The sequence below is a fragment of the Streptomyces koelreuteriae genome, from assembly GCF_018604545.1.
GTDB lineage: Bacteria > Actinomycetota > Actinomycetes > Streptomycetales > Streptomycetaceae > Streptomyces > Streptomyces koelreuteriae.
Genome location: NZ_CP075896.1, coordinates 1,319,892 through 1,340,094, shown reverse-complemented (window position 1 = coordinate 1,340,094; position 20,203 = coordinate 1,319,892). Strand labels below are relative to the sequence as shown.

The window sequence follows — 20,203 nt, the reverse complement described above, 5'->3', positions numbered from 1 at the left end:
CAGAATCGGGCCCGATGAGCACCTACCGCGACTTCACCGCCCCCATCGGCTCCCGCCGTGCCACCGTGCTCCGCACGGTCGGCACCCGGGAGCGCCGCTCACACCTGTCGGCACCCCGCGTGCCGACGGTCGGCATCGACATCGGCGGTACGAAGGTGATGGCGGGCGTCGTGGACGCCGACGGCAACATCCTGGAGAAGCTCCGCACGGAGACCCCGGACAAGTCCAAGAGCCCCAAGGTCGTCGAGGACACCATCGCCGAGCTGGTCCTGGACCTCTCCGACCGGCACGACGTGCACGCCGTCGGCATCGGCGCGGCCGGCTGGGTCGACGCCGACCGCAACCGCGTGCTGTTCGCCCCCCACCTGTCCTGGCGCAACGAACCGCTGCGCGACCGGCTGGCCGAGCGGCTCGCCGTGCCCGTCCTGGTCGACAACGACGCCAACAGCGCCGCCTGGGCCGAGTGGCGCTTCGGCGCCGGGCGCGGCGAGGACCACCTCGTCATGATCACGCTCGGCACCGGCATCGGCGGCGCGATCCTGGAGGACGGCCAGGTCAAGCGCGGCAAGTACGGCGTCGCCGGTGAGTTCGGCCATATGCAGGTCGTGCCCGGCGGGCACCGCTGCCCGTGCGGCAACCGCGGCTGCTGGGAGCAGTACAGCTCGGGAAACGCCCTGGTCCGCGAGGCACGTGAGCTGGCCGCCGCCGACTCGCCGGTGGCGTACGGGATCATCGAGCACGTCAAGGGCAACATCTCCGAGATCAGCGGCCCGATGATCACCGAGCTGGCCCGTGAGGGCGACGCCATGTGCATCGAGCTGCTCCAGGACATCGGCCAGTGGCTCGGCGTCGGCATCGCCAACCTCGCGGCCGCCCTCGACCCCTCCTGCTTCGTGATCGGCGGCGGTGTCTCGGCCGCCGACGACCTGCTGATCGGCCCCGCGCGGGACGCCTTCCGCCGGCATCTGACGGGCCGCGGCTACCGCCCCGAGGCCCGTATCACCCGGGCCCAGCTCGGCCCCGAGGCCGGCATGGTCGGCGCGGCCGACCTGGCCCGGCTGGTCGCCCGCCGCTTCCGCCGCGCCAAGCGCCGCCGGGTGGAGCGGTTCGAGCGCTACGAGCGGTACGCGCAGGCCCGCCGCAGTACCCAGGAGACGCCGTGACCGCTTCGCTGCCCCACCAGGGCCCCTGGACCGACGAGCCGGAGCGCCCGGTCGAGGACCGCCGCCACATGATCCGCCGCAGGGCGCTCACCCTGCTGATCATCGTGCTGCTCATCGGCATCCCGGCCGGCTATCTGGTGATCTCCGCCAACCAGAGCCGGGACAGCGGCAAGGACAAGGAGGCGAAGTACTCGGCGACCGGCCTCACCGAGGGCTGGCCCTCCAAGCTCCAGCGCCGGATCTACCAGGTGCCCGTCCCGCACCCGGCCTGGCACGTGGCGTACTACGAGACCAACAACTGGAAGACCAGCCGCCTGTACGCCCAGTTCGAGACCAACGCGGCCGGGCTGGACGCCTATCTGACGGGCCTCGGCCTGACCCGGGACGACCTGAAGAAGGGCCACGTCACCATCGGCGCCCGCGACCGGAAGGTCACCGGCTGGAAGTTCGCCGACAACGGCCTGTGGTCGGGCGTCGTCAACCGGCAGAAGAATCCGGCCCCCACGCACGACGTGGTGGTGGACATGTCCAACCCGGCCTACCCCTGGGTGTTCGTGGTCTCCCGGACCGTGCCCTGACCCGAGCCGAGTCGCGTTCTCCCGGATCGTGGCGCGGCCCCGGCGGGCCGGTGCGGCCGCCGGGGCCGATTGTCAGACCCCGCCCGTAGAGTCGGAGACGACTGATCCGACACGCGGGACGGGAGGTGGCAGAACGTATGGGCGACACGGCCGCGGTGGCCGAGCGGGCGGGGGAGCCGACGGTCCCCGTCCGGCTCCCGGCCGTCTTCCTGCCCGCGCCCCTCCCGCGCGACGGACGGATCGCCTTCTGGGACCCCGAGGGCGAGCCCCTGCGCACCGGGGACGCGCAGGACACCGAGGACGCCGCGGCCACCGAGCTGACCGTCGTACGACGGCACGGCGCGGGCGTGCGGCGGCGGACCACCTCAGCGCTGTCCCTCCCGCTGGACGCGGCCCTGCCGCTCCTGGTGCGCGCCCGGCACGACCCCGCGGCCCACCCCGCCACCGCCTGCTGGGGCGCCGCCGCCCTGCACGCCCTGCGGCTGACCGCGCGCGGCCGCCTGCTGCCCGGCCTGACCGCCGCGGGACACGACGCCTGGCGGGCCGGCCCCCTCGACCCCGACGACATCGCGCACCTGCGCGCCGTGGCCGCCGCCCTGCCGTACGAGGGGCACGCCGTCCCGTTGCCTGGCCCGGGCCCGATCCGCCTCCCCGAACCGGAAGCGCTGGTGCGCGCCTTCCTCGACGCGGTCGCCGACACCCTGCCCCGCACCCCGGCCGCGCCCCACACCTCCGGCAGGCCCTTCGCGGCCCGGGAGGCCCAGCGCCTGCCCGACGCCCACGACTGGGCCGCCGAGGTCGCCGCCGGCATGGACGCCGGGGTGCGCATCTCGCTCCGCCTGGACCTGTCGGCGTACGACCTGTTCGACGACGCCTCCGACAGCGGCGTACGCAGCGCCGGCGCGGCGATCGTCCAGGTGCACAGCCTCGCCGACCCCACCCTCGTGGCCGACGCGGCGGCCCTCTGGGCGGGCGCCGCCGCCGAAGCCTTCGGCCCCCGCGCGCGCGTGGACGCGGCTCTGGCGGTCCGCCGGGCGGCCCGGGTCTGGCCCCCGCTCGACCGGCTCTCCGAGCAGGACGTGCCCGACGTGCTGGCTCTGACGGAGGACGAGCTGAACGACCTCCTCGGCATCGCGGCCACCCGGCTCGCCGCGGCCGGGGTCGCCGTGCACTGGCCGAGGGACCTCGCCCAGGACCTGTCCGCCACCGCGGTCGTCCACGCGGCCCCCGGCTCTGCGAAGGACGGCACCGGCTTCTTCGAGAGCGAGGAGCTGCTCAGGTTCGGCTGGCAGCTGGCGATCGGCGGCGACCCGCTCACCGACGCGGAGATGGACGCCCTCGCCGAGGCCCACCGCCCGGTCGTCCGCCTGCGCGACCAGTGGGTGCTGGTCGACCCCGCCCTGGTCCGCAAGGCCCGCAAACGCGACCTGGGCCTGCTCGACCCGGTCGACGCGCTGTCCGTCGCCCTCACGGGCACGGCCGACGTGGACGGCGAGACGGTCGAGGCCGTCCCGGTCGGCGCCCTGGCCGCCCTGCGCGACCGCCTGACCAGGGGGATCCACCCGGCCGAACCCCCGCCGGGCCTGCACGCGACCCTCCGCGACTACCAGCTCCGGGGCCTGGCCTGGCTGGAGCTGATGACCTCGCTCGGCCTCGGCGGCTGCCTCGCCGACGACATGGGCCTCGGCAAGACCGTCACCCTCATCGCCCTGCATCTGAAGCGGGCCCGCTCCGAGCCGACCCTGGTGGTCTGCCCGGCCTCGCTGCTGGGCAACTGGCAGCGGGAGATCAACCGCTTCGCGCCCGGTGTCCCCGTGCGCCGCTTCCACGGCCCGGACCGCAGCCTGGCCGGCCTCGACGGCGGCTTCGTCCTCACCACCTACGGCACCATGCGCTCGGCGGCCCCCGCCCTGGCCGAGCGGGCCTGGGGCATGGTCGTCGCCGACGAGGCGCAGCATGTGAAGAACCCCTACTCGGCCACGGCCAAGGCGCTGCGCACGATCCCGTCCCCCGCGCGCGTGGCCCTCACCGGCACACCCGTCGAGAACAACCTCTCGGAGCTGTGGGCGCTGCTCGACTGGACGACACCGGGCCTCCTCGGCCCCCTGAAGTCCTTCCGCGCCCGGCACGCCCGGGCCGTCGAGACCGGTGAGGACGAGCAGGCGGTGGAGCGCCTGGCCCGGCTGGTCCGCCCCTTCCTCCTGCGCCGGAAGAAGTCCGACCCGGGCATCGTCCCCGAGCTGCCGCCCAAGACCGAGACCGACCACCCGGTCCCGCTCACCCGGGAACAGGCCGCGCTGTACGAGGCGGTGGTCCGCGAGTCGATGCTCGCCATCGAGACCTCCGAGGGCATGGCCCGCCGGGGCCTGGTGCTGAAGCTCCTGACGTCGCTGAAGCAGATCTGCGACCACCCCGCGCTGTATCTGAAGGAGGACGCCGCGCCGCAGCACACCCGGCCCGGCGGCGACCGGCTCGCCCACCGTTCCGGCAAACTCGCCCTGCTGGACGAGCTGCTGGACACGCTGCTCGCCGAGGACGGCTCCGCCCTCGTCTTCACCCAGTACGTGGGGATGGCCCGTCTGATCACCGCTCACCTGGCCACCCGGGCGGTCCCGGTCGACCTCCTCCACGGCGGCACACCGGTCCCGGAGCGGGAGCGCATGGTGGACCGTTTCCAGGCCGGCTCGACCCCCGTCCTGGTCCTGTCCCTGAAGGCCGCGGGCACCGGCCTCAACCTCACCCGCGCCGGCCATGTCGTCCACTTCGACCGCTGGTGGAACCCGGCCGTCGAGGAACAGGCCACCGACCGCGCCTACCGCATCGGCCAGACCCAGCCCGTCCAGGTCCACCGCCTCATCACCGAGGGCACCGTCGAGGACCGCATCGCCGAGATGCTCCAGGCCAAGCGCGCCCTGGCCGACGCCGTCCTCGGCTCCGGCGAGTCGGCCCTCACCGAACTGACGGACCGCGAGCTGTCCGACCTGGTCTCCCTGCGGAGGACGCCATGACCCACAGCGGAGCCGACGAGGCCCGCCGGGCCCTGCGGGCGGCCCGGGAGCAGTCGACCCGCGACCCGGACCCGGGCTCCTCCGCTCCCCGCCCGGCACCGGCACCGGCACCGGCCCCGTCCCCCGCGCCCGCCGACCAGGAGACCGCCCGACCGGGAGACGTGGCCCGCGCGGCCCTGCGCAGGGCTGTGTCCGAGCGTCGCGGGGGCGACGGGGGCGAGACGGGCGCCCCGGGTGACGTGCCCGCGACCGAGGACGCCGATGCCGCTGTGGCCGGGGTACCGGGTGGGTCGTCGGATCACGGTGGCGGCAGCGGTGCCCCCGGCGGAAGCACCGAGGGTGACGGCGGCAGAGTTCGGCCGGGGGAGGTTCCGTCCGGCAGGCCTTCCGAGGACGAGAGCGTGAGCGCGCCCGCCGACGTGCCGGGCGGCCCCCTTGACGACACTCCCGGCAGCGGCCCCGAGCAGCCGGGTCCGCGTGCAGGCGATGTCGCCCGTGAGGCGCTGCGCGCGGCTCGGGACGACGCCCGGCGGGCGCGGGAGGAGACCGAGCGCGAAGGGGTCGGCCGCAGGCGCCGGGCCGCCCGGCAGAGCGCCGCGCAGCAGCGGCCGGGTCCTGAGCGACGGGCGGGCGAGCACACCGCCGGTGGGGGAGCGCGTGACGTACGGCAGTTGCTGGGCGACCTCTTCCGGATGCCCCCGGAGACGGACGAGCCGACCGAGGAGTCCGACGAACCGCGCCCCGGGCGCTCGCCTCACCACAGGGCCGACGCGCCGCACAGCCTGGCGACCCCTGAGGCGTCGGGCCTTGGTGGGTCGGCTTCTGAGGCGCCGGCGCTCGACAGGTCGGCCTCTGACCCGTCGGGGGGCGACGTATCAGCCCCGGACAGGCCGGCCCTCGACACGCCCACCCTCGACACCCCGCCCTCCGACCACCCCCCGACCTCCAACCCCTGGCCCACCCCGCCCCCAACTCCCCGAACAGCGGCACCCCCTCGCGCCACGCCCCGTAAGCCCCGCTCCATGGCCGCCCCCAGCCGTGACAGCGAACTCCGCCGCACCTTCCCGGCCTTCCCGCCCCGGGAGCCCGACGGCCAGGGATTCGCCGGGAGTTGGTGGGGCAACGCGTGGGTCGAGGCCCTGGAGCAGGGCGCGCTGGACGCCAAGCGGCTGGAGCGTGGGCGGGGTTACGCGGGGCAGGGGCATGTCGACGCCATCACCGTGACGCCCGGACAGGTGCTGGCCTACGTGCAGGGCAGCCGCCCACGCCCGTACCGCGTCCAGGTGCGGCTGCGCACGCTCGACGAGGCCGACTGGGAGCGGTTCCTGGACGCTGCCGTCGACCGGCCCGGGCATATCGCGGCCCTCCTCGACAAGGAGATGCCCCAGTCCCTCGCGGAGTGCGGTGTGCCCCTGCTGCCGGGCCCCGGCGATCTGGAACCGCAGTGCAGCTGCCCCGACCGGGGGCACCCCTGCAAGCACGCCGCCGCCCTCTGCTATCAGACCGCCCGGCTGCTCGACGCGGACCCCTTCGTCCTGCTCCTGCTGCGCGGACGCGGCGAACGGGACCTGCTCGACGCGCTGTCCCGGCTGAGCGCCACCCGTGCGGCGCGTGCCGCGCAGGACAAGGAACCGGCACCTCTCCCCGGCGTGCGGGCCGTTGACGCGCTGGCACCGCGCGCCCTCCCGCCCCTGCCGGCGCCGCCGCGCACCCCCGCGCACCCTGAGCAGCCCCCGGCCTACCCGGCGTCCCCCGGCGGCCCGGACCCCTTCGCGCTGGACCAACTGGCCACGGACGCCGCCGCCCGCGCGCACGCCCTGCTCGCCACCGGCCGTGATCCGGTGGGGCAGTTGACCCTCTGGCAGGACGCGGTCCGCCTGGCCGCGGCCCGCCCCGGCTCGGGACTCACGGCGGGCACCCGGGCGCTCTACTCCTCCCTCGCCTCCGCGGCGGGCCGTACGCCGTCCGAGCTGGCCCGCGCGGTCGCCGCCTGGCGCCAGGGCGGGCCGGAGGGCCTCGCCGTACTGGAGGAGCCGTGGGACCCGCCGGCCGGCCGGTTCGACCGGGCCCGCCCGCTCCTCCTCGCCGCCGACCTGCCCGCCTTCCGCCCCGGACGCAACCACCTCACCCACCCCCACGGTCACCTCCAGCTCCGCCTGGGCCGCGACGGCCTGTGGTACGCCTACGAGTCCGAGCCGGGCCACGACGACTGGTGGCCGAGAGGCACCCCCGACCTGGACCCGGTGGGCGCGCTGACGGGCCTCGGTATTCCCGGCGATCTCTGAAGGGTGACGGGCCGACTTCCCGGTCGTTTCGGCGGAAGGGAAAGAGCCCCGTTCCGTTTCCGCTTGGACCCGTGGCGGAACCGATCAGAATGGCCGGAGGAGAGGCGGCCCCGATCCGGAACTCCCGGTTCGCATTCCGCTTGACGCCCGGCCGCGCTTCCCCAATCCCTCGCATCGTTCGGCCCGGAGATCCCTGAGGTCAAGGTCTTGCAATGGCTCGATCCACCTGCAAGATTGTTCGGGTCGGTTCACGACATTGCGTCACGGGGGAAAATCGATGTTCTTCGACTTTACGATTGCCGGTCCTGGTTCTTCCTGCCTTCGTCCCGTGGTTCGCCGCGCTGTCTGAAGTCATCCGCCGCCGGATGCGTCGCACGACAGGTGCCGAGCCCACAGGAAGTCGGTAGGGGGAAGATCGATGAACCACATCTCTGCATCAGCAGAGAAGCCGATACCACGCCCATCACCTCGCCACGATCCGTTCAACGGTGAACTCTTATCGGAGATCACCCGCATACCGGTGCGCCACATACGAGTGGCGGGTTCTCCCCGTACGGGCGGGGAGGACACCCGGCACATCGCCGCGCTCGCCGAAGTGTGCGCCGAACTGCCGCCGATCGTGATCCACCACGAGACCATGACCGTCATCGACGGTGTGCACCGGCTCAGGGCGGTTGAGCAGAGCGGTGCCACACACATCAGCGCCGTCTTCTTCAAGGGCGACGAAAGCCAAGCCTTCGTGCTCGCCGTGAAGTTGAACAGCAGACATGGAATGCCGCTCTCCCTCGCCGAGCGCAAGAACGCGGCCCTCCGCATGCTCGCGGACTTCCCGGAGTGGTCCAACCGGAGGCTGGCCGAGGTCGCAGGCCTGTCGGACAAGACCATCGCCGCGCTCAGGCGGCGGTCGGGTGCGGAAAATCCGCACCCGGCCCCCGTGCGACTGGGACGCGACGGCGTGGCCTATCCCGCCGTGGCGGCAGAGGGCCGCACCCGTGCGCTCGCGCTCCTCGCGGTGAGGCCCGACGCGACCGCCCGGGAGGTCTCGCTCGCCGCAGGCGTCTCGCTCACCACGGCGAAGGACCTGCGCCGGCGGGCGCGTGCCGCCGTCGTACCAGGGGCAACCACGACGCGGCCGCACGAGGCGCCGCCGGGCGGCCGGGGATCCGGAGGGCCCGGGACCGTGCAGCGCGCTCGGGCGCACCCGGGCGTCGTGGACCAGTCCCTGACGGTCCGACGGCTGGCCGCCGACCCTTCGCTCCGCTTCACCGAGGCGGGACGCAAGCTGCTGCGGATCCTCGACGTCTCCGCCGTGCAACCGCACGACTGGACGACGATGGCGAGCAGCCTGCCGATCCACTGCGCGCCGGCGATCGCCGAACTGGCGCGGCATCACGCCGAGGCCTGGCAGCTCCTCGCGGAAGAATTGACGGAACGAATCAATTCCCAGAGCGCTACGGCACAGAAGAAATAGCGCACCAAGTCCTCCTGATTTTGGAGGCGTTGACAGTGCTACTTCCGGACTGTTGTATGACACTCATCAACGCGGGCGGGATGGCAATTGCGGCCGGGCGGAGGGGCCGGCGCCGCACATGCATTGCATAGGACCTGATGCCATCTCAAGTCTTGGGGGGAATGAATGAGCATAATCAAGCACGCGCTGCCGCTCGCTGCCGCGGGAATTGTCCTGACGGCCGGCAGCATCGTCGTCCCTGGCCTCATACAGGCCGAACCGGCGTCCGCAAGCGCGTCGACTCTCACCGGGAATTCCTCGAACACCGCAGTCCAGGCAGGTGCGGAGGCCGCGGACAGGGCCGGTGCGCGGGCGGTCGCCAAGACCCCCGACCAATTGCTGCAGCTCCTGGGCGAGAGGATCAAGGCCAAGGACGTCAAGGGAATCATCGCCCTGCATGAGCCCGAGGCGGCGATCGTCAATTACGACGGGTCGATCATCCGGGGCCACAAGGAAATACGGGCCTTCTACGTCGAGTGGTTCAAGTCCGACCCGGTCCTCACCGTCAACCCGCGCCAGACCGTGCCGGCCGGCGGAAAGCGCGGGCTGGACGGCAAGGTACGCAACCGCACGGCGGCCATCATGGGTGACTACCACCTGGAGCAGAACGCGGCGGACGGCACCCGCGAGAGCTTCACCGGCAATTTCTGCGACACCGTGCAGGAGCAGCCGGACGGTACCTGGCTGTACGTCCAGGACAACCCGTACCCGCCGCACGGCGGCCCGGCGCCGACGTCGGCCCACCACTGATCCGATCACCTCGGCGGTCTCATCCGCGATCACCGCACGGACAACGGCGGGCCGGCACGTCGGAGGCTGGAGCAAACGTGAACGTCACCTCGCTCGAAGTGTCACAAACCCCCCTCGCGCAGCAGCAGCCTCAATGGGGCGACCCGTCGCGGGTCGAGCAGGTCCGGGACGTGCTGGCCGCCCTCCCCCCGCTCGTGGAGACCGCGTCGCTGAGCCGGCTGCGGAACCTGCTCGCCGGTGTCGCCGCCGGGCAGGCGCAGGTGGTGCAGGCGGGTGACTGCGCCGAGGATCCCGCGGAGTGCACCGCGGGTGACGTGGAGCGAAAGGCGGGACTCCTCCATGTGCTCGCCGGCGTCATGAACGCGATCACCCACCAGCCGGTGGTGCGGGTGGGCCGCATCGCGGGCCAGTACGCCAAGCCCCGGTCGGCGCCCACCGAGTCGGTGGGCGGCGTCGAGATCCCGGTCTACCGAGGGCACATGGTGAACGGCCCGGAACCGGACCCGGAAGCGCGCCGGCCCGATCCCCGGCGCCTGCTGGCCGGCTACCGGGCGGCGAGCCAGGCCATGGCCAACCTCTGCCCGACGCCGCGGGCACGCGTCGGCCCGGCCGTCTGGACCAGCCACGAGGCACTGCTGCTCGACTACGAGATCCCGATGCTGCGACGGGACCGGGAGGGCCGGGTCGCGCTCACCTCCACGCACTGGCCGTGGATCGGCGAGCGGACCCGCAGGCCCGACGGCGCCCATGTCGCGCTGCTGGCCGATGTGGTCAACCCGGTCGCGTGCAAGGTCGGGCCGCGCATGACGGTCGCCGACCTGCTCGGGTTGTGCGAGCGCCTCGACCCGGGGAGGGAACCGGGGCGGCTCACCCTCATCGCCCGGATGGGCGCCGACGCGACCATGGATCTGCTGCCGCCGTTGGTCCGCGCCGTACGCGCCGCCGGACACCCGGTGATCTGGCTGGTCGACCCCATGCACGGCAACACCGTGACCACGGCCGAGGGACGCAAGACCCGGATCGTGGAGACGATCGTGCGGGAGGTCACGGCCTTTCAGGCCGCCGTGCGCGCGGCCGGCGCGATACCGGGCGGGATCCATCTGGAGACCACCCCGGACCCGGTGACCGAATGCGCCGACACTCCGGGCGGCACCGACCGGATCGGTGACAAGTACACGACCTTGTGCGACCCGCGCCTCAACCCCCGCCAGGCGGTATCGGTGGTGTCGGCCTGGCAGCCGCAGACGACGACGCACTCAGCCGAGGGAGAACCGTGCCGGGCCTAGCCCCGATCCCAGCCTATGCACTGCCGACGGCGGCCGAACTGCCCACCAGCACCGCGCGGTGGACTCCGGACGAGAGCCGCGCGGCGCTGCTCGTGCACGACATGCAGCGCTACTTCCTCGCGCCGTTCCCCGCGCGGGTGCGCGAGCCGCTGGTCCGCCACTGCGCGCAGGTGCGGGAGCGCTGTGCCGCGCTCGGGGTCCCGGTGTTCTACACCGCGCAGCCCGGAAGCATGACGGACGAGCAACGCGGCCTGCTCAAGGACTTCTGGGGCCCGGGCATGCGGGTCGACCCCGCCGACCGGCAGATCGTCACAGAGCTCACGCCCGGGCCGGCGGACCAGGTGCTCACCAAGTGGCGCTACAGCGCGTTCTTCCGCTCGGACCTGCTGGCGCGGATGCGCGCCCAGGGCCGCGACCAGCTCATCGTCTGCGGCGTGTACGCGCACGTCGGTGTGCTGGCGACAGCCCTCGAAGCGTTCACCAACGACATCCAGCCGTTCCTGGTCGCCGACGCCCTCGGTGACTTCTCCGCCGAGTACCACCGGCTGGCCCTCGACTACGCGGCCGCTCGCTGCGCGGTGGTCACCACCACCGAGGAGGTCTTCCGATGAACTCGACGCGGTTGCTCGAGCAGGTGCTGAGCCCCGATCGGGGTGCCTTCGCCCTGCTGCACCGCCCGGACACCCTGGGCCCGGACCGGGTGGAGATCCTGCTGGGCCGGGTCAGCACCCCGGCCCGGCTCGCCGACATCCCCGCGGCCGACCGGAGCGGACGGCCCGGCGAGGCCCGGCACGAGACGCTGGTCCTGGTGCCCCACCAGCAGATCACCGAGCGGGGTTTCGCCGCCGCCGAGGACGGTTCACCGCTGCTCGCGATGGAGGTGACCGACCAGGGGCAGATCAGCACCACCGAGGCGCTCAGGGCCCTGCCGGACGAGCCGATCACCCTGAGCGGCGGGCGGTTCGACACCGACGACGAGGCCTACGCCGACACGGTCCGCGAGGTGCTCGACAACGAGATCGGCACAGGCGAGGGCTCGAACTTCGTCATCAAGCGTTCGTTCGTCACCACCATCACCGGGTATTCCACGCGCAGCGCACTGAGCCTGTTCCGCCGGCTGCTCACCCGGGAGAGCGGCGCCTACTGGACCTTCGTCGTGCACACCGGCACACGCACCTTCGTCGGCGCCACACCCGAGCGCCACGTCAGCCTGCGCGACGGCGTCGCGGCGATGACCCCGATCAGCGGCACCTACCGCTACCCGTCCACCGGGCCGGTCCTGTCGGAGGTCATGGAGTTCCTCACCGACGGCAAGGAGACCGACGAGCTGTACATGGTCCTGGACGAGGAACTGAAGATGATGGCCCGCGTCTGCCGGGGCGGCGGCCGTGTGACCGGGCCGTTCCTGCGGGAGATGGCCTGGCTCGCGCACACCGAGTACGTCATCGAGGGGCGCAGCGACCTCGACCCCCGGGACATCCTGCGGGAGACGATGTTCGCCCCCACCGTGACCGGCAGCCCGCTGGAGAACGCCTGCCGGGTGATCGCCCGCTACGAGCCCCGGGGCCGCGGGTACTACGGGGGCGTCGTCGCCCTCATCGGCCGGGACGCCGACGGGGCTCGCACCCTGGACTCGGCGATCCTCATCCGTACGGCCGACATCCGCGCCTCGGACGCCGGCGACAGCGCTCAGGTCGAGGTCGGAGTGGGCGCGACCCTGGTCCGGCACTCCGAACCCGCCGCCGAGGTCGCCGAGACCCGCACCAAGGCCGCCGGCGTGCTCTCCGCGCTGGGCGCCGACGAGCGGCTCGACGAGCACCCGCTGATCCGCAAGGCGCTGGGGCGGCGCAACGAGACGATCGCGAACTTCTGGCTCAGCGAGACCGCGAAGCGCGCACGGCCCCATCCCGTCCTGGACGGCCGCCGGGCCCTGGTCGTCGACGCCGAGGACACCTTCAGCGCGATGCTGGCCCACCAACTGCGCGCCATCGGCCTGACCGTGGAGCTCGGCGACTTCGACGCGCCACACCGCTTCGACGACCACGACCTCGTCGTGCTGGGCCCCGGACCCGGCGACCCGCGCGAGAGCGACCACCCCAGGATGGCCCATCTCACGGCGGCCATCGAGGAGTTGCTGGGCCGGCGCACCCCCTTCCTGGCCGTGTGCCTGAGCCACCAGTTGCTGTGCCGTCACCTCGGCCTCGAACTGAGGCGCCGGGACGTCCCGAACCAGGGCACCCAGCGCGAGATCGACCTGTTCGGCTCGCGCGAGCGGGTGGGCTTCTACAACTCCTACTCGGCCCGCGCCCGAACCGACCGGCTCCAGCGCCCCGGCGTCGGCGAGGTGAAGGTCGGCCTCGACCCCGTCACCGGCGAGGTGCACGCCCTGCGCGGGCCGCACTTCGGCTCGGTGCAGTTCCACCTCGAATCCGTGCTCACCCAGGACAGCGAGCGCGTCCTGGCCGAACTGCTCGTACCGCTGATGGAGACCGCGGAGGTACTGAACGTATGAAAGCCACCATCTCCTGGTGGGACCTCGCCGGGTCCGACCAGACCATCGACTCCTTACGCGACTATCTGCGTGACGAGGGCGTCGACCCGTGGACGGAGGTCCCCGGACTGCGGCTGAAGGTCTGGATCTCCGACCGCCGGACCAACCGCTGGGGCGCGGTGATGCTGTGGGACACCACGGCCGACCTGACGGTACCGATGCCGCCGAACCGGGCCACCGAGCTCATCGGACACCCGCCGGCCGTGCGGATGATGTCCGACGTCGAGGCCCTCGTCGAAGGCGCCCACTCCGGCCGTCCGGCCGGCCGCGGCCTGGCCTTCGAACCCACGGGGACGTCCTCGTGAGCGCGACGGTCCAGCCGCGGACCACCGAGGAGTTCACCGCCCCGCCCGCCGCACCGATGGACCTGCTCCGGACGTGGTTCGACAGCGCGGTCGCGAACGCCGTCCGCGAGCCGGGCGCGCTCGCGCTGGCCTCCGCCGACGCCCGCGGCCACGCCTCCAACCGGATCGTGCAGGTGCTCGAGGTGCGCACGACGGGTCTGGTGTTCGCCAGCCATTCCGACAGCCGCAAGGGCCGGGACCTGGCCGAGACGGGCTGGGCGTCCGGGGTCTTCTACTGGCGCGAGGCCGGCCGCCAGGTGATCGTGAGCGGCCCGACCCGCCCCCTGCCCGACGAGGAGTCCGACGCCCTGTGGGCCGCCCGGCCCGTCGCCACGCACCCGATGTCCGTGGCGTCCCGCCAGAGCGCCCCGCTGCTGGACGAGGACGCGTTGCGGGAACAGGCCCGGGACCTGGGCCGGGACGGCTCGGCGCTGCCCCGCCCGGACCGCTGGCTGGGCTATCTGCTGGAGCCGGCGTCGGTGGAGTTCTGGCAGGCCGATCCGCAGGACCGGCTGCACATGCGGCTGCGCTACGAGCGCGACGGTTCCGGCTGGCGTACGGGCCGGCTCCAACCCTGACCGCGCCGCGGCCCCTGGACTCGAGAGCTCGAGAGGAAGAAAGGCAAGTCGATGTGTGGAATCACGGGCTGGGTCTCGTTCGACCGGGATCTGACTCAGCAGCGCACGCAGCTGGACGCGATGACCCGGACCATGGCCTGCCGGGGACCGGACGCCGGGGGCGCCTGGCTCGACCGGCACGCCGCGCTCGGCCATCGCAGGCTGGCGGTCATCGACCTCGAAGGCGGCACCCAGCCCATGGTGGTGCCCACCGACGACGGCCCCGTCGCGATCACCTACAGCGGTGAGGTCTACAACTACCTCGAACTCCGGAGCGAGTTGCTCCGCCGGGGCCACCGCTTCGAGACCCGCAGCGACACCGAGGTCGTGCTCCACGGCTACGTGGAGTGGGGCGAGGCGGTCGCCGAACGGCTCAACGGCATGTTCGCGTTCGCCGTCTGGGACTCCCGGATCGAGAAGCTCGTCATGATCCGCGACCGGATGGGCGTCAAACCGCTCTACTACGCCGGCACCGACGACGGCGTGCTGTTCGGCTCCGAGCCCAAGGCGATCCTCGCCAACGCCCTGGCGGACCGCGCGGTCGACCTCGACGGACTGCGCGAGCTGGTCAGCTTCACCCAGACACCGGGCAGCGCGGTGTGGTGCGGCATGCACGAGGTGGTCCCCGGCGGTGTGGTCACCGTCGACCGCTCCGGACTGCGCGAGCGCCGCTACTGGACGCTGCCCACCCGTCCGCACACCGACGACCTGAAGACCACCGTCGCCACCGTGCGCGAGCTGCTCGAGGACATCGTCAGCCGGCAGCTGGTCTCCGACGTCCCGCGCTGCACCCTGCTCTCCGGCGGCCTGGACTCCAGCGCGATCACCGCACTGGCCGCCGCCAAGCTCGGCCGCCCCGGGGAACACGGCGAGGCCGGCGAGAAGGTGCGCAGCTTCGCGGTGGACTTCGTCGGACGGGAGGACGACTTCGTCGCCGACGATCTGCGGGCCACGACGGACGCCCCGTACGCGCTCGAGGTGGCCGCACACGTCGGCTCGCAGCACGAGGCCATCGTGCTCGACCACGCCGCGATCGCCGACCCCGCCGTGCGCCGGGCCGTCATCACCGCCCGCGACAGCCCGCTCAGCCTCGGCGACATGGACGGCTCGCTCTACCTGCTGTTCCAGGCCATCCGGCAGCAGTCCACCGTCGCCCTGTCCGGCGAGTCCGCCGACGAGGTCTTCGGCGGGTACCGATGGTTCCACCAGCCGGAGGTCCAGGCCGCGCGGACCTTCCCCTGGATGGCCGTCTTCGTGAGCGGCGCGCGGGCCCAGGTGTCGGACCGTTTCAACCCCGCCATCACCGCCGCCCTCGACCTTCCCTCCTACATCCGCGACCGCTACTCCGACGCGGTCGCCGAGGTCGAGCGGGGCGAGGGCGAGAGCGACCACGAGATGCGGATGCGGGAGATGACGTACCTGCACCTGACGCGCTTCGTCAGGATGCTCCTGGAACGCAAGGACCGGATCAGCATGGCCGTCGGCCTCGAGGTCCGGGTCCCCTTCTGCGACCACCGCCTCGTGGAATACGTCTACAACACCCCGTGGTCGCTCAAGACCTTCGACGGCAGGGAGAAGAGCCTCCTGCGCGCCGCGACCGCCGACCTGCTGCCCCGGTCGGTGCTGGAGCGGGTGAAGGCCCCCTACCCGGCCACCCTGGACCCGCACTACACCAGTTCGCTGCTGCAGCAGTCCAAGGAACTGCTCACGACCGACGACCCGGTCTTCGACCTGGTCGACCGCAGCTGGCTGGAGGACATCACGCGGCAGGACTCGGCCACCATGCCGATCGATGTCCGCAACGGCATGGAACGCGTGCTCGACCTGAGCACCTGGCTGGACATCTACCGCCCCGAACTCCGCCTCTGAGGCCGCCCACAACATCACGGAACGAGGGATACGAGATGGGAACGGAACACGCTCCGCCCGAGGCGCCCGAAGCCGCCTCCGACCTGCGCGCCCGGCACCGCGCCGTCGTCGCGGACTACATGAGCCGCAAGGGCGAGAACCGGCTGACCCGCTACCTGCTGTTCGCCGAGGACGGCAGCGCCGGCCTGTGGACCAGCGACACCGGCGAACCGATCACCTCCCAGGGGCACCACAAACTCAAGGCGCACGGCGAATGGTCGCTGCGTATGTTCCCCGACTGGGAATGGAAGAACGTGGAGATCTTCGAGACACAGGACCCCAACAGGTTCTGGGTCGAGTGCGACGGAGAGGGCCAGATCCTCTACCCGGACTACCCGCCCGGCTACTACAGGAACCACTTCATCCACTCGTTCCTGCTCGAGGACGGCAAGATCAAGCAGAACCGCGAGTTCATGAACCCGTTCCAGCAGTTGCGCGCGCTGGGTATCGAGGTACCGAAGGTCAATCGCGGCGGGATTCCCACGTAAGGGTTTCCTTCCGCATTCAACGAATTCCGCATTCAACGAATTCCGCTTTCCATGGACCGCAAGGAGTATCAGGTGGGATCTCAGCTCAACCCGTACATCGCCTTCGACGGGGACGCGCGGCAGGCGATGGAGTTTTACCACGACGTCCTCGGCGGCAAGCTGGAGCTGGGCACGTTCGCCGACTTCGGCTCGGCGGAGTCACCCGACGCCGACAAGATCATGCACGCCACGCTCACCACCGCGGACGGCTTCACGGTCATGGCGTGGGACGTCCCGGAGCGGGTTCCCTTCAACCCGGGCACCAACGTCGCGCTCTACCTCGGCGGCGACGACGAGGGTCTGCGCGAGTACTTCGAGAAACTGTCCGCCGGCGGCACCGTCGCGATGCCCCTCAAGAAGCAGATCTGGGGCGACGAGGCCGGCACGCTCGTGGACAGGTTCGGGATCACCTGGATGGTCAACATCACCGCCAAGCAGTCCTGAAGGGTCGGGAGGTGAATTCTCGATGACAGTCGACATACAGGCCACCAGAGACGTGGTCGACATCATCACCGGCGGATGGAGGGCGCAGGCGCTCTACACCGCGGTGAAACTCGAACTCCCCGACCACATTCGGGCCGGCCGTGACACCGACGCCGAACTCGCCAAGGAGACCGGGGCGAACGAGCAGGGAATTCACCGCCTGATGCGCCTTCTGGTGGCCATGGGGATATTCGAGGGCAGCGACTCCACCGGCTACCGCGGCACCCGGGTGAGCGCGGCCCTCCTCGACGGCCCCCAGTCCCTGCGCGACATGTGCCTGCTGTACGGCGAGGAGTTCTACACCGCGTGGGGGCACGCCCACCACGCCATCAGCACACAGAGCTCGGGATTCGAGGTCGCCCACGGCCGGTCGTTCTACGAGTACCTGGGACAGGACGCGGCCACCGCCCGGCGATTCCAGCTCACCATGAACGCCGCAAGCATGTTCTTCCACCAGGTGCCCGAGATCTTCGACTTCTCCGGCAGAAGCGTCGTGGACGTGGGCGGCGGGGGCGGGCACCTGCTCGCCACGATCCTCGGCGCCGCGCCGGACGCCACGGGCACGCTCTTCGACCGCGAGCACATGATGCCCAAGGCGCGTGAGCACCTGTCCGCCACCGTCGGCCTGGACCGCGCCGAACTGGTCGGGGGCGACATGTTCCAGGGCGTCCCGGCGGGCCGGGACGTCTACATCCTCTGCCGCGTGCTGGCCGGCTGGGACGACGAGGCCGTCGTCGGCGTCCTCGAACACTGCCGCCGCGCCATGGCGGACTCCTCCTCGCGCCTGCTGATCCTGGACCGCTTCGTCGAGGACGAGAACTCCACCGTGCTGCCCGCCCTGTGGGACCTGCACCTCCTGGTGACGACCGGCGGCGAACACCGCACCGTCGAAAGGATCACGCGGCTGCTGAACCGCGCCGGCCTCGACATCGCCGGGACCGCGGAGCTGCCCATGGAGACGACCGCCCTGATCGCCGCGCCGCGCACCCCGTAGCAGAACAGGAGAACCCCGGTGCCCAAGTTGGCAACGATCGGCGTCTATGGCTTCGACGGCGATTCCTTCCTGGAACGACTGCGGCAGGCGGACGTGCGCCTGCTGCTCGACGTACGTCAGCGCCGCGGAGTCCGCGGACCGGACTACGCCTGGGCGAACTCCCTGCGGCTGCAGGCGGCCCTCGCCGCCGCCGGGATCGCCTACGAGCACCACCGTGAACTCGCCCCGACCACCGAGTTGCGTCACCTCCAGTACGCGGAGGACGACCGCCAAGGGGTCGGCAAGCGCTCCCGCCGCGAACTCGCCGCCGAGTACACCCGCCGCTACACCGCCGAGATCCTCGACCCGGCCGACCTCGAACCGATCGTGTCGGCCCTGCCGGACAGCGGCATCGCGACCCTGCTCTGCGTCGAAACCGACCCCGAGGCATGCCACCGGTCGCTGGTCGCCCGGCGCGTCGCCGAGGAGCACCACATCACCGTCGAACACCTGCGGCCGCTGTGACGGGTGACATTCCTCCGGGCGGCGCCCCGCGGCTGCGGATCGCGGTGTTCGCCGGGCCGACGGCGACGATCCTGAACACCCCGGACCTGGTCACGTCGAACAAGGCACGCGCGCGGCACGGTCTGCCGCTCCGTCCCGCCCGCTTCGATGTCCTGCGTCCCCAACGGCTCGCGGCGCCCGCGACGTTGTACGTCGAGGCGTACAGCGCGCATCCGCTCGAAGACGACGCGGCCGGCCTGTACGCCCCGCCGGACGGCTGGCTCGACAAGGACGGCGCGTTCCACGCCGAGCGGCCCCACGACGGCGCCATACCGGTCCACGTCGTCGAACTCGACCCCGCCGACGGCCTCTACCCCCTTCCCTACATGGGCAGGCAGGCGGACGGCTCCGCCTGGGAGGAGACCTCGACGGCACCCTACGCACCACCGGGAGCCGCCCGGCAGACGTTCTACCCCGACGCCCGCCGTCTCTACGAGGAGATCGAGCGGTTCGGTCTCGGCGACCTCGGCGCCCCCGTCGAGCTGGGCTCCGTCGCCGACTTCGCGTTCTTCCGCGCCGCCCCGTCGGGCGGATACACGACAGGACCCGATTCCGAGCGCCTCGGGCAGGACTTCTTCGTCTACTACCCGTACCACCTGCAGAGCGAGCCGGGCCTGGCGGACCTCGCCCGGGCGACCAACCAGGTCCAGGACGTCCTCGCCAGCGGCGAGTACGCCGGTGTCCAGTGGCTGGAGGGAAGTCCGACCGTCGACGAGACCCTGTACTGGCTCGGACTGCTGATCGACACGACAGCGCCCCTCGTCGGTCACGCCGCCCAGCGCCGCCACCAGTCCCTGAGCGCGGACGGCGACCGCAACGTGGTGGACGGCGTGAAGTTCATCGCCTCGGGCGTGGCCCTCGACGAGCGGGGCGAGGACCGCGTCGGCGCCTGTGTCATCGTCGACGAACTCGTCTACTCGGCGCGGGACGTGACCAAGGTCGACGCCCGTCCGGGCGGCTACGAGGTCACCGGCGGTCACGGGGGAGTGGTCGCCGACCTCGGCGGCTACGGCCCCCCGCAGCTCACCTACCTCCCCGCCCGCCGACACACCCACCGCTCGGAGCTGCGCCTCACCCTGCTCCCCGAACGGGTGCCCGGAGTCACCGGGAGCCTCGCCGGAGGCGTGTCCCCGGTCGACATCGCGACTAAGGACGCCGCCGGACTCGTACCGGCCGCCATGCCGCACGTCTCGATCACCAAGTACAGCCGGTACGCGGCGACGGGCACCGGCACCGACAGCCCGCCCGTCGCCGAGGAGGAGGTCGAGGTCCTCGCGCGGATCGACGCCAACCTCGCCGACGCGCCGCTGGCCGGCTTCGTGTGCGAGGGCATGTCGCCGTTCGGGATGGCCGACCCGACGAGGAACGCGGCGCTGAGCGTCGCCGTCTTCGCCGGCCTGCCGGTGGTCCGCACGGGCCGCGGCAACACCGGAGGCATGGCGTACCGCACCGACCCGGTCTTCATCTCGGGCAACAACCTCACGGCCACCAAGGCGCGTCTGCTGCTCATGGCCGCGCTGCTCAAGTTCGGTGCCCTGCCCCCGGCCGCCGACCCCTTCGCCCCGACCCTCGACGAGCGCGCGGCCACCGAGAAGGCGGTCGCCCGCTACCAGACCCTGTTCGACACCCACTGACCCGCGCGGCCGACAGAACGGA

The 20,203-nt window shown here is 72.1% G+C and carries 17 protein-coding genes; all 17 read left to right on the top strand.

Annotated features, from left to right (window positions below; genetic code table 11):
• The first annotated feature begins 14 nt into the window (after nt 1–14).
• The 17 genes from KJK29_RS05915 to KJK29_RS05835 all read left to right on the top strand — a co-directional run bounded on the left by KJK29_RS05915 (nt 15) and on the right by KJK29_RS05835 (nt 20,181).
• Nucleotides 15–1,163, top strand: coding sequence for an ROK family glucokinase (locus tag KJK29_RS05915; protein ID WP_215117647.1), 1,149 nt, complete (start codon nt 15–17; stop codon nt 1,161–1,163).
• A complete protein-coding gene (locus KJK29_RS05910; RefSeq protein ID WP_215117646.1) occupies nt 1,160–1,741 on the top strand; it encodes a sugar kinase in 582 nt (193 codons plus the stop codon). The genes KJK29_RS05915 and KJK29_RS05910 overlap by 4 nt, the downstream gene beginning before the upstream one ends.
• A 137-nt stretch (nt 1,742–1,878) precedes the next feature.
• On the top strand, nt 1,879–4,749 hold the full coding sequence (locus KJK29_RS05905; protein WP_215117645.1) for a DEAD/DEAH box helicase: 2,871 nt from the start codon (nt 1,879–1,881) through the stop codon (nt 4,747–4,749).
• Nucleotides 4,746–7,034 carry an SWIM zinc finger family protein gene (locus KJK29_RS05900; RefSeq protein WP_215117644.1) on the top strand — a complete coding sequence of 763 codons (2,289 nt, stop codon included), beginning with the start codon at nt 4,746–4,748 and terminating at the stop codon, nt 7,032–7,034. The genes KJK29_RS05905 and KJK29_RS05900 overlap by 4 nt, the downstream gene beginning before the upstream one ends.
• A gap of 418 nt (nt 7,035–7,452) precedes the next feature.
• The gene (locus tag KJK29_RS05895; RefSeq protein ID WP_215117643.1) at nt 7,453–8,505 is read left to right on the top strand and encodes a ParB/RepB/Spo0J family partition protein; all 1,053 of its coding nucleotides are present in this window, start codon (nt 7,453–7,455) and stop codon (nt 8,503–8,505) included.
• Between the two features lie 165 nt (nt 8,506–8,670).
• Nucleotides 8,671–9,294 (top strand): YybH family protein, encoded by a 624-nt coding sequence (locus tag KJK29_RS05890; RefSeq protein WP_215117642.1) that lies wholly within the window; start codon nt 8,671–8,673, stop codon nt 9,292–9,294.
• Between the two features lie 77 nt (nt 9,295–9,371).
• A complete protein-coding gene (locus tag KJK29_RS05885) occupies nt 9,372–10,580 on the top strand; it encodes a 3-deoxy-7-phosphoheptulonate synthase (RefSeq protein WP_215117641.1) in 1,209 nt (402 codons plus the stop codon).
• On the top strand, nt 10,568–11,191 hold the full coding sequence (locus KJK29_RS05880; RefSeq protein ID WP_215117640.1) for an isochorismatase family protein: 624 nt from the start codon (nt 10,568–10,570) through the stop codon (nt 11,189–11,191). Before KJK29_RS05885 ends, KJK29_RS05880 begins: the two co-directional genes overlap by 13 nt.
• Nucleotides 11,188–13,092, top strand: coding sequence for an anthranilate synthase family protein (locus KJK29_RS05875; protein WP_215117639.1), 1,905 nt, complete (start codon nt 11,188–11,190; stop codon nt 13,090–13,092). Before KJK29_RS05880 ends, KJK29_RS05875 begins: the two co-directional genes overlap by 4 nt.
• Entirely contained in the window at nt 13,089–13,436 is a 348-nt protein-coding gene (locus KJK29_RS05870; RefSeq protein ID WP_215117638.1) for a YdhR family protein, read from the top strand. Before KJK29_RS05875 ends, KJK29_RS05870 begins: the two co-directional genes overlap by 4 nt.
• On the top strand, nt 13,433–14,053 hold the full coding sequence (gene phzG, locus KJK29_RS05865; RefSeq protein ID WP_251057718.1) for a phenazine biosynthesis FMN-dependent oxidase PhzG: 621 nt from the start codon (nt 13,433–13,435) through the stop codon (nt 14,051–14,053). The genes KJK29_RS05870 and phzG overlap by 4 nt, the downstream gene beginning before the upstream one ends.
• Before the next feature lie 51 nt (nt 14,054–14,104).
• A complete protein-coding gene (asnB, locus tag KJK29_RS05860) occupies nt 14,105–15,961 on the top strand; it encodes an asparagine synthase (glutamine-hydrolyzing) (RefSeq protein ID WP_215117637.1) in 1,857 nt (618 codons plus the stop codon).
• Nucleotides 15,962–15,996: 35 nt separating this feature from the next.
• Nucleotides 15,997–16,488 carry a PhzA/PhzB family protein gene (locus KJK29_RS05855; RefSeq protein WP_215117636.1) on the top strand — a complete coding sequence of 164 codons (492 nt, stop codon included), beginning with the start codon at nt 15,997–15,999 and terminating at the stop codon, nt 16,486–16,488.
• A gap of 72 nt (nt 16,489–16,560) precedes the next feature.
• Nucleotides 16,561–16,971, top strand: a complete 411-nt coding sequence (locus tag KJK29_RS05850) for a VOC family protein (protein ID WP_215117635.1) — start codon at nt 16,561–16,563, stop codon at nt 16,969–16,971.
• Between the two features lie 22 nt (nt 16,972–16,993).
• Nucleotides 16,994–18,004, top strand: coding sequence for a methyltransferase (locus KJK29_RS05845; RefSeq protein WP_215117634.1), 1,011 nt, complete (start codon nt 16,994–16,996; stop codon nt 18,002–18,004).
• Nucleotides 18,005–18,022: 18 nt separating this feature from the next.
• Nucleotides 18,023–18,508, top strand: a complete 486-nt coding sequence (locus KJK29_RS05840) for a DUF488 domain-containing protein (RefSeq protein WP_215117633.1) — start codon at nt 18,023–18,025, stop codon at nt 18,506–18,508.
• Nucleotides 18,505–20,181, top strand: coding sequence for an asparaginase domain-containing protein (locus KJK29_RS05835; protein ID WP_251057717.1), 1,677 nt, complete (start codon nt 18,505–18,507; stop codon nt 20,179–20,181). Before KJK29_RS05840 ends, KJK29_RS05835 begins: the two co-directional genes overlap by 4 nt.
• Nucleotides 20,182–20,203 lie beyond the last annotated feature (22 nt).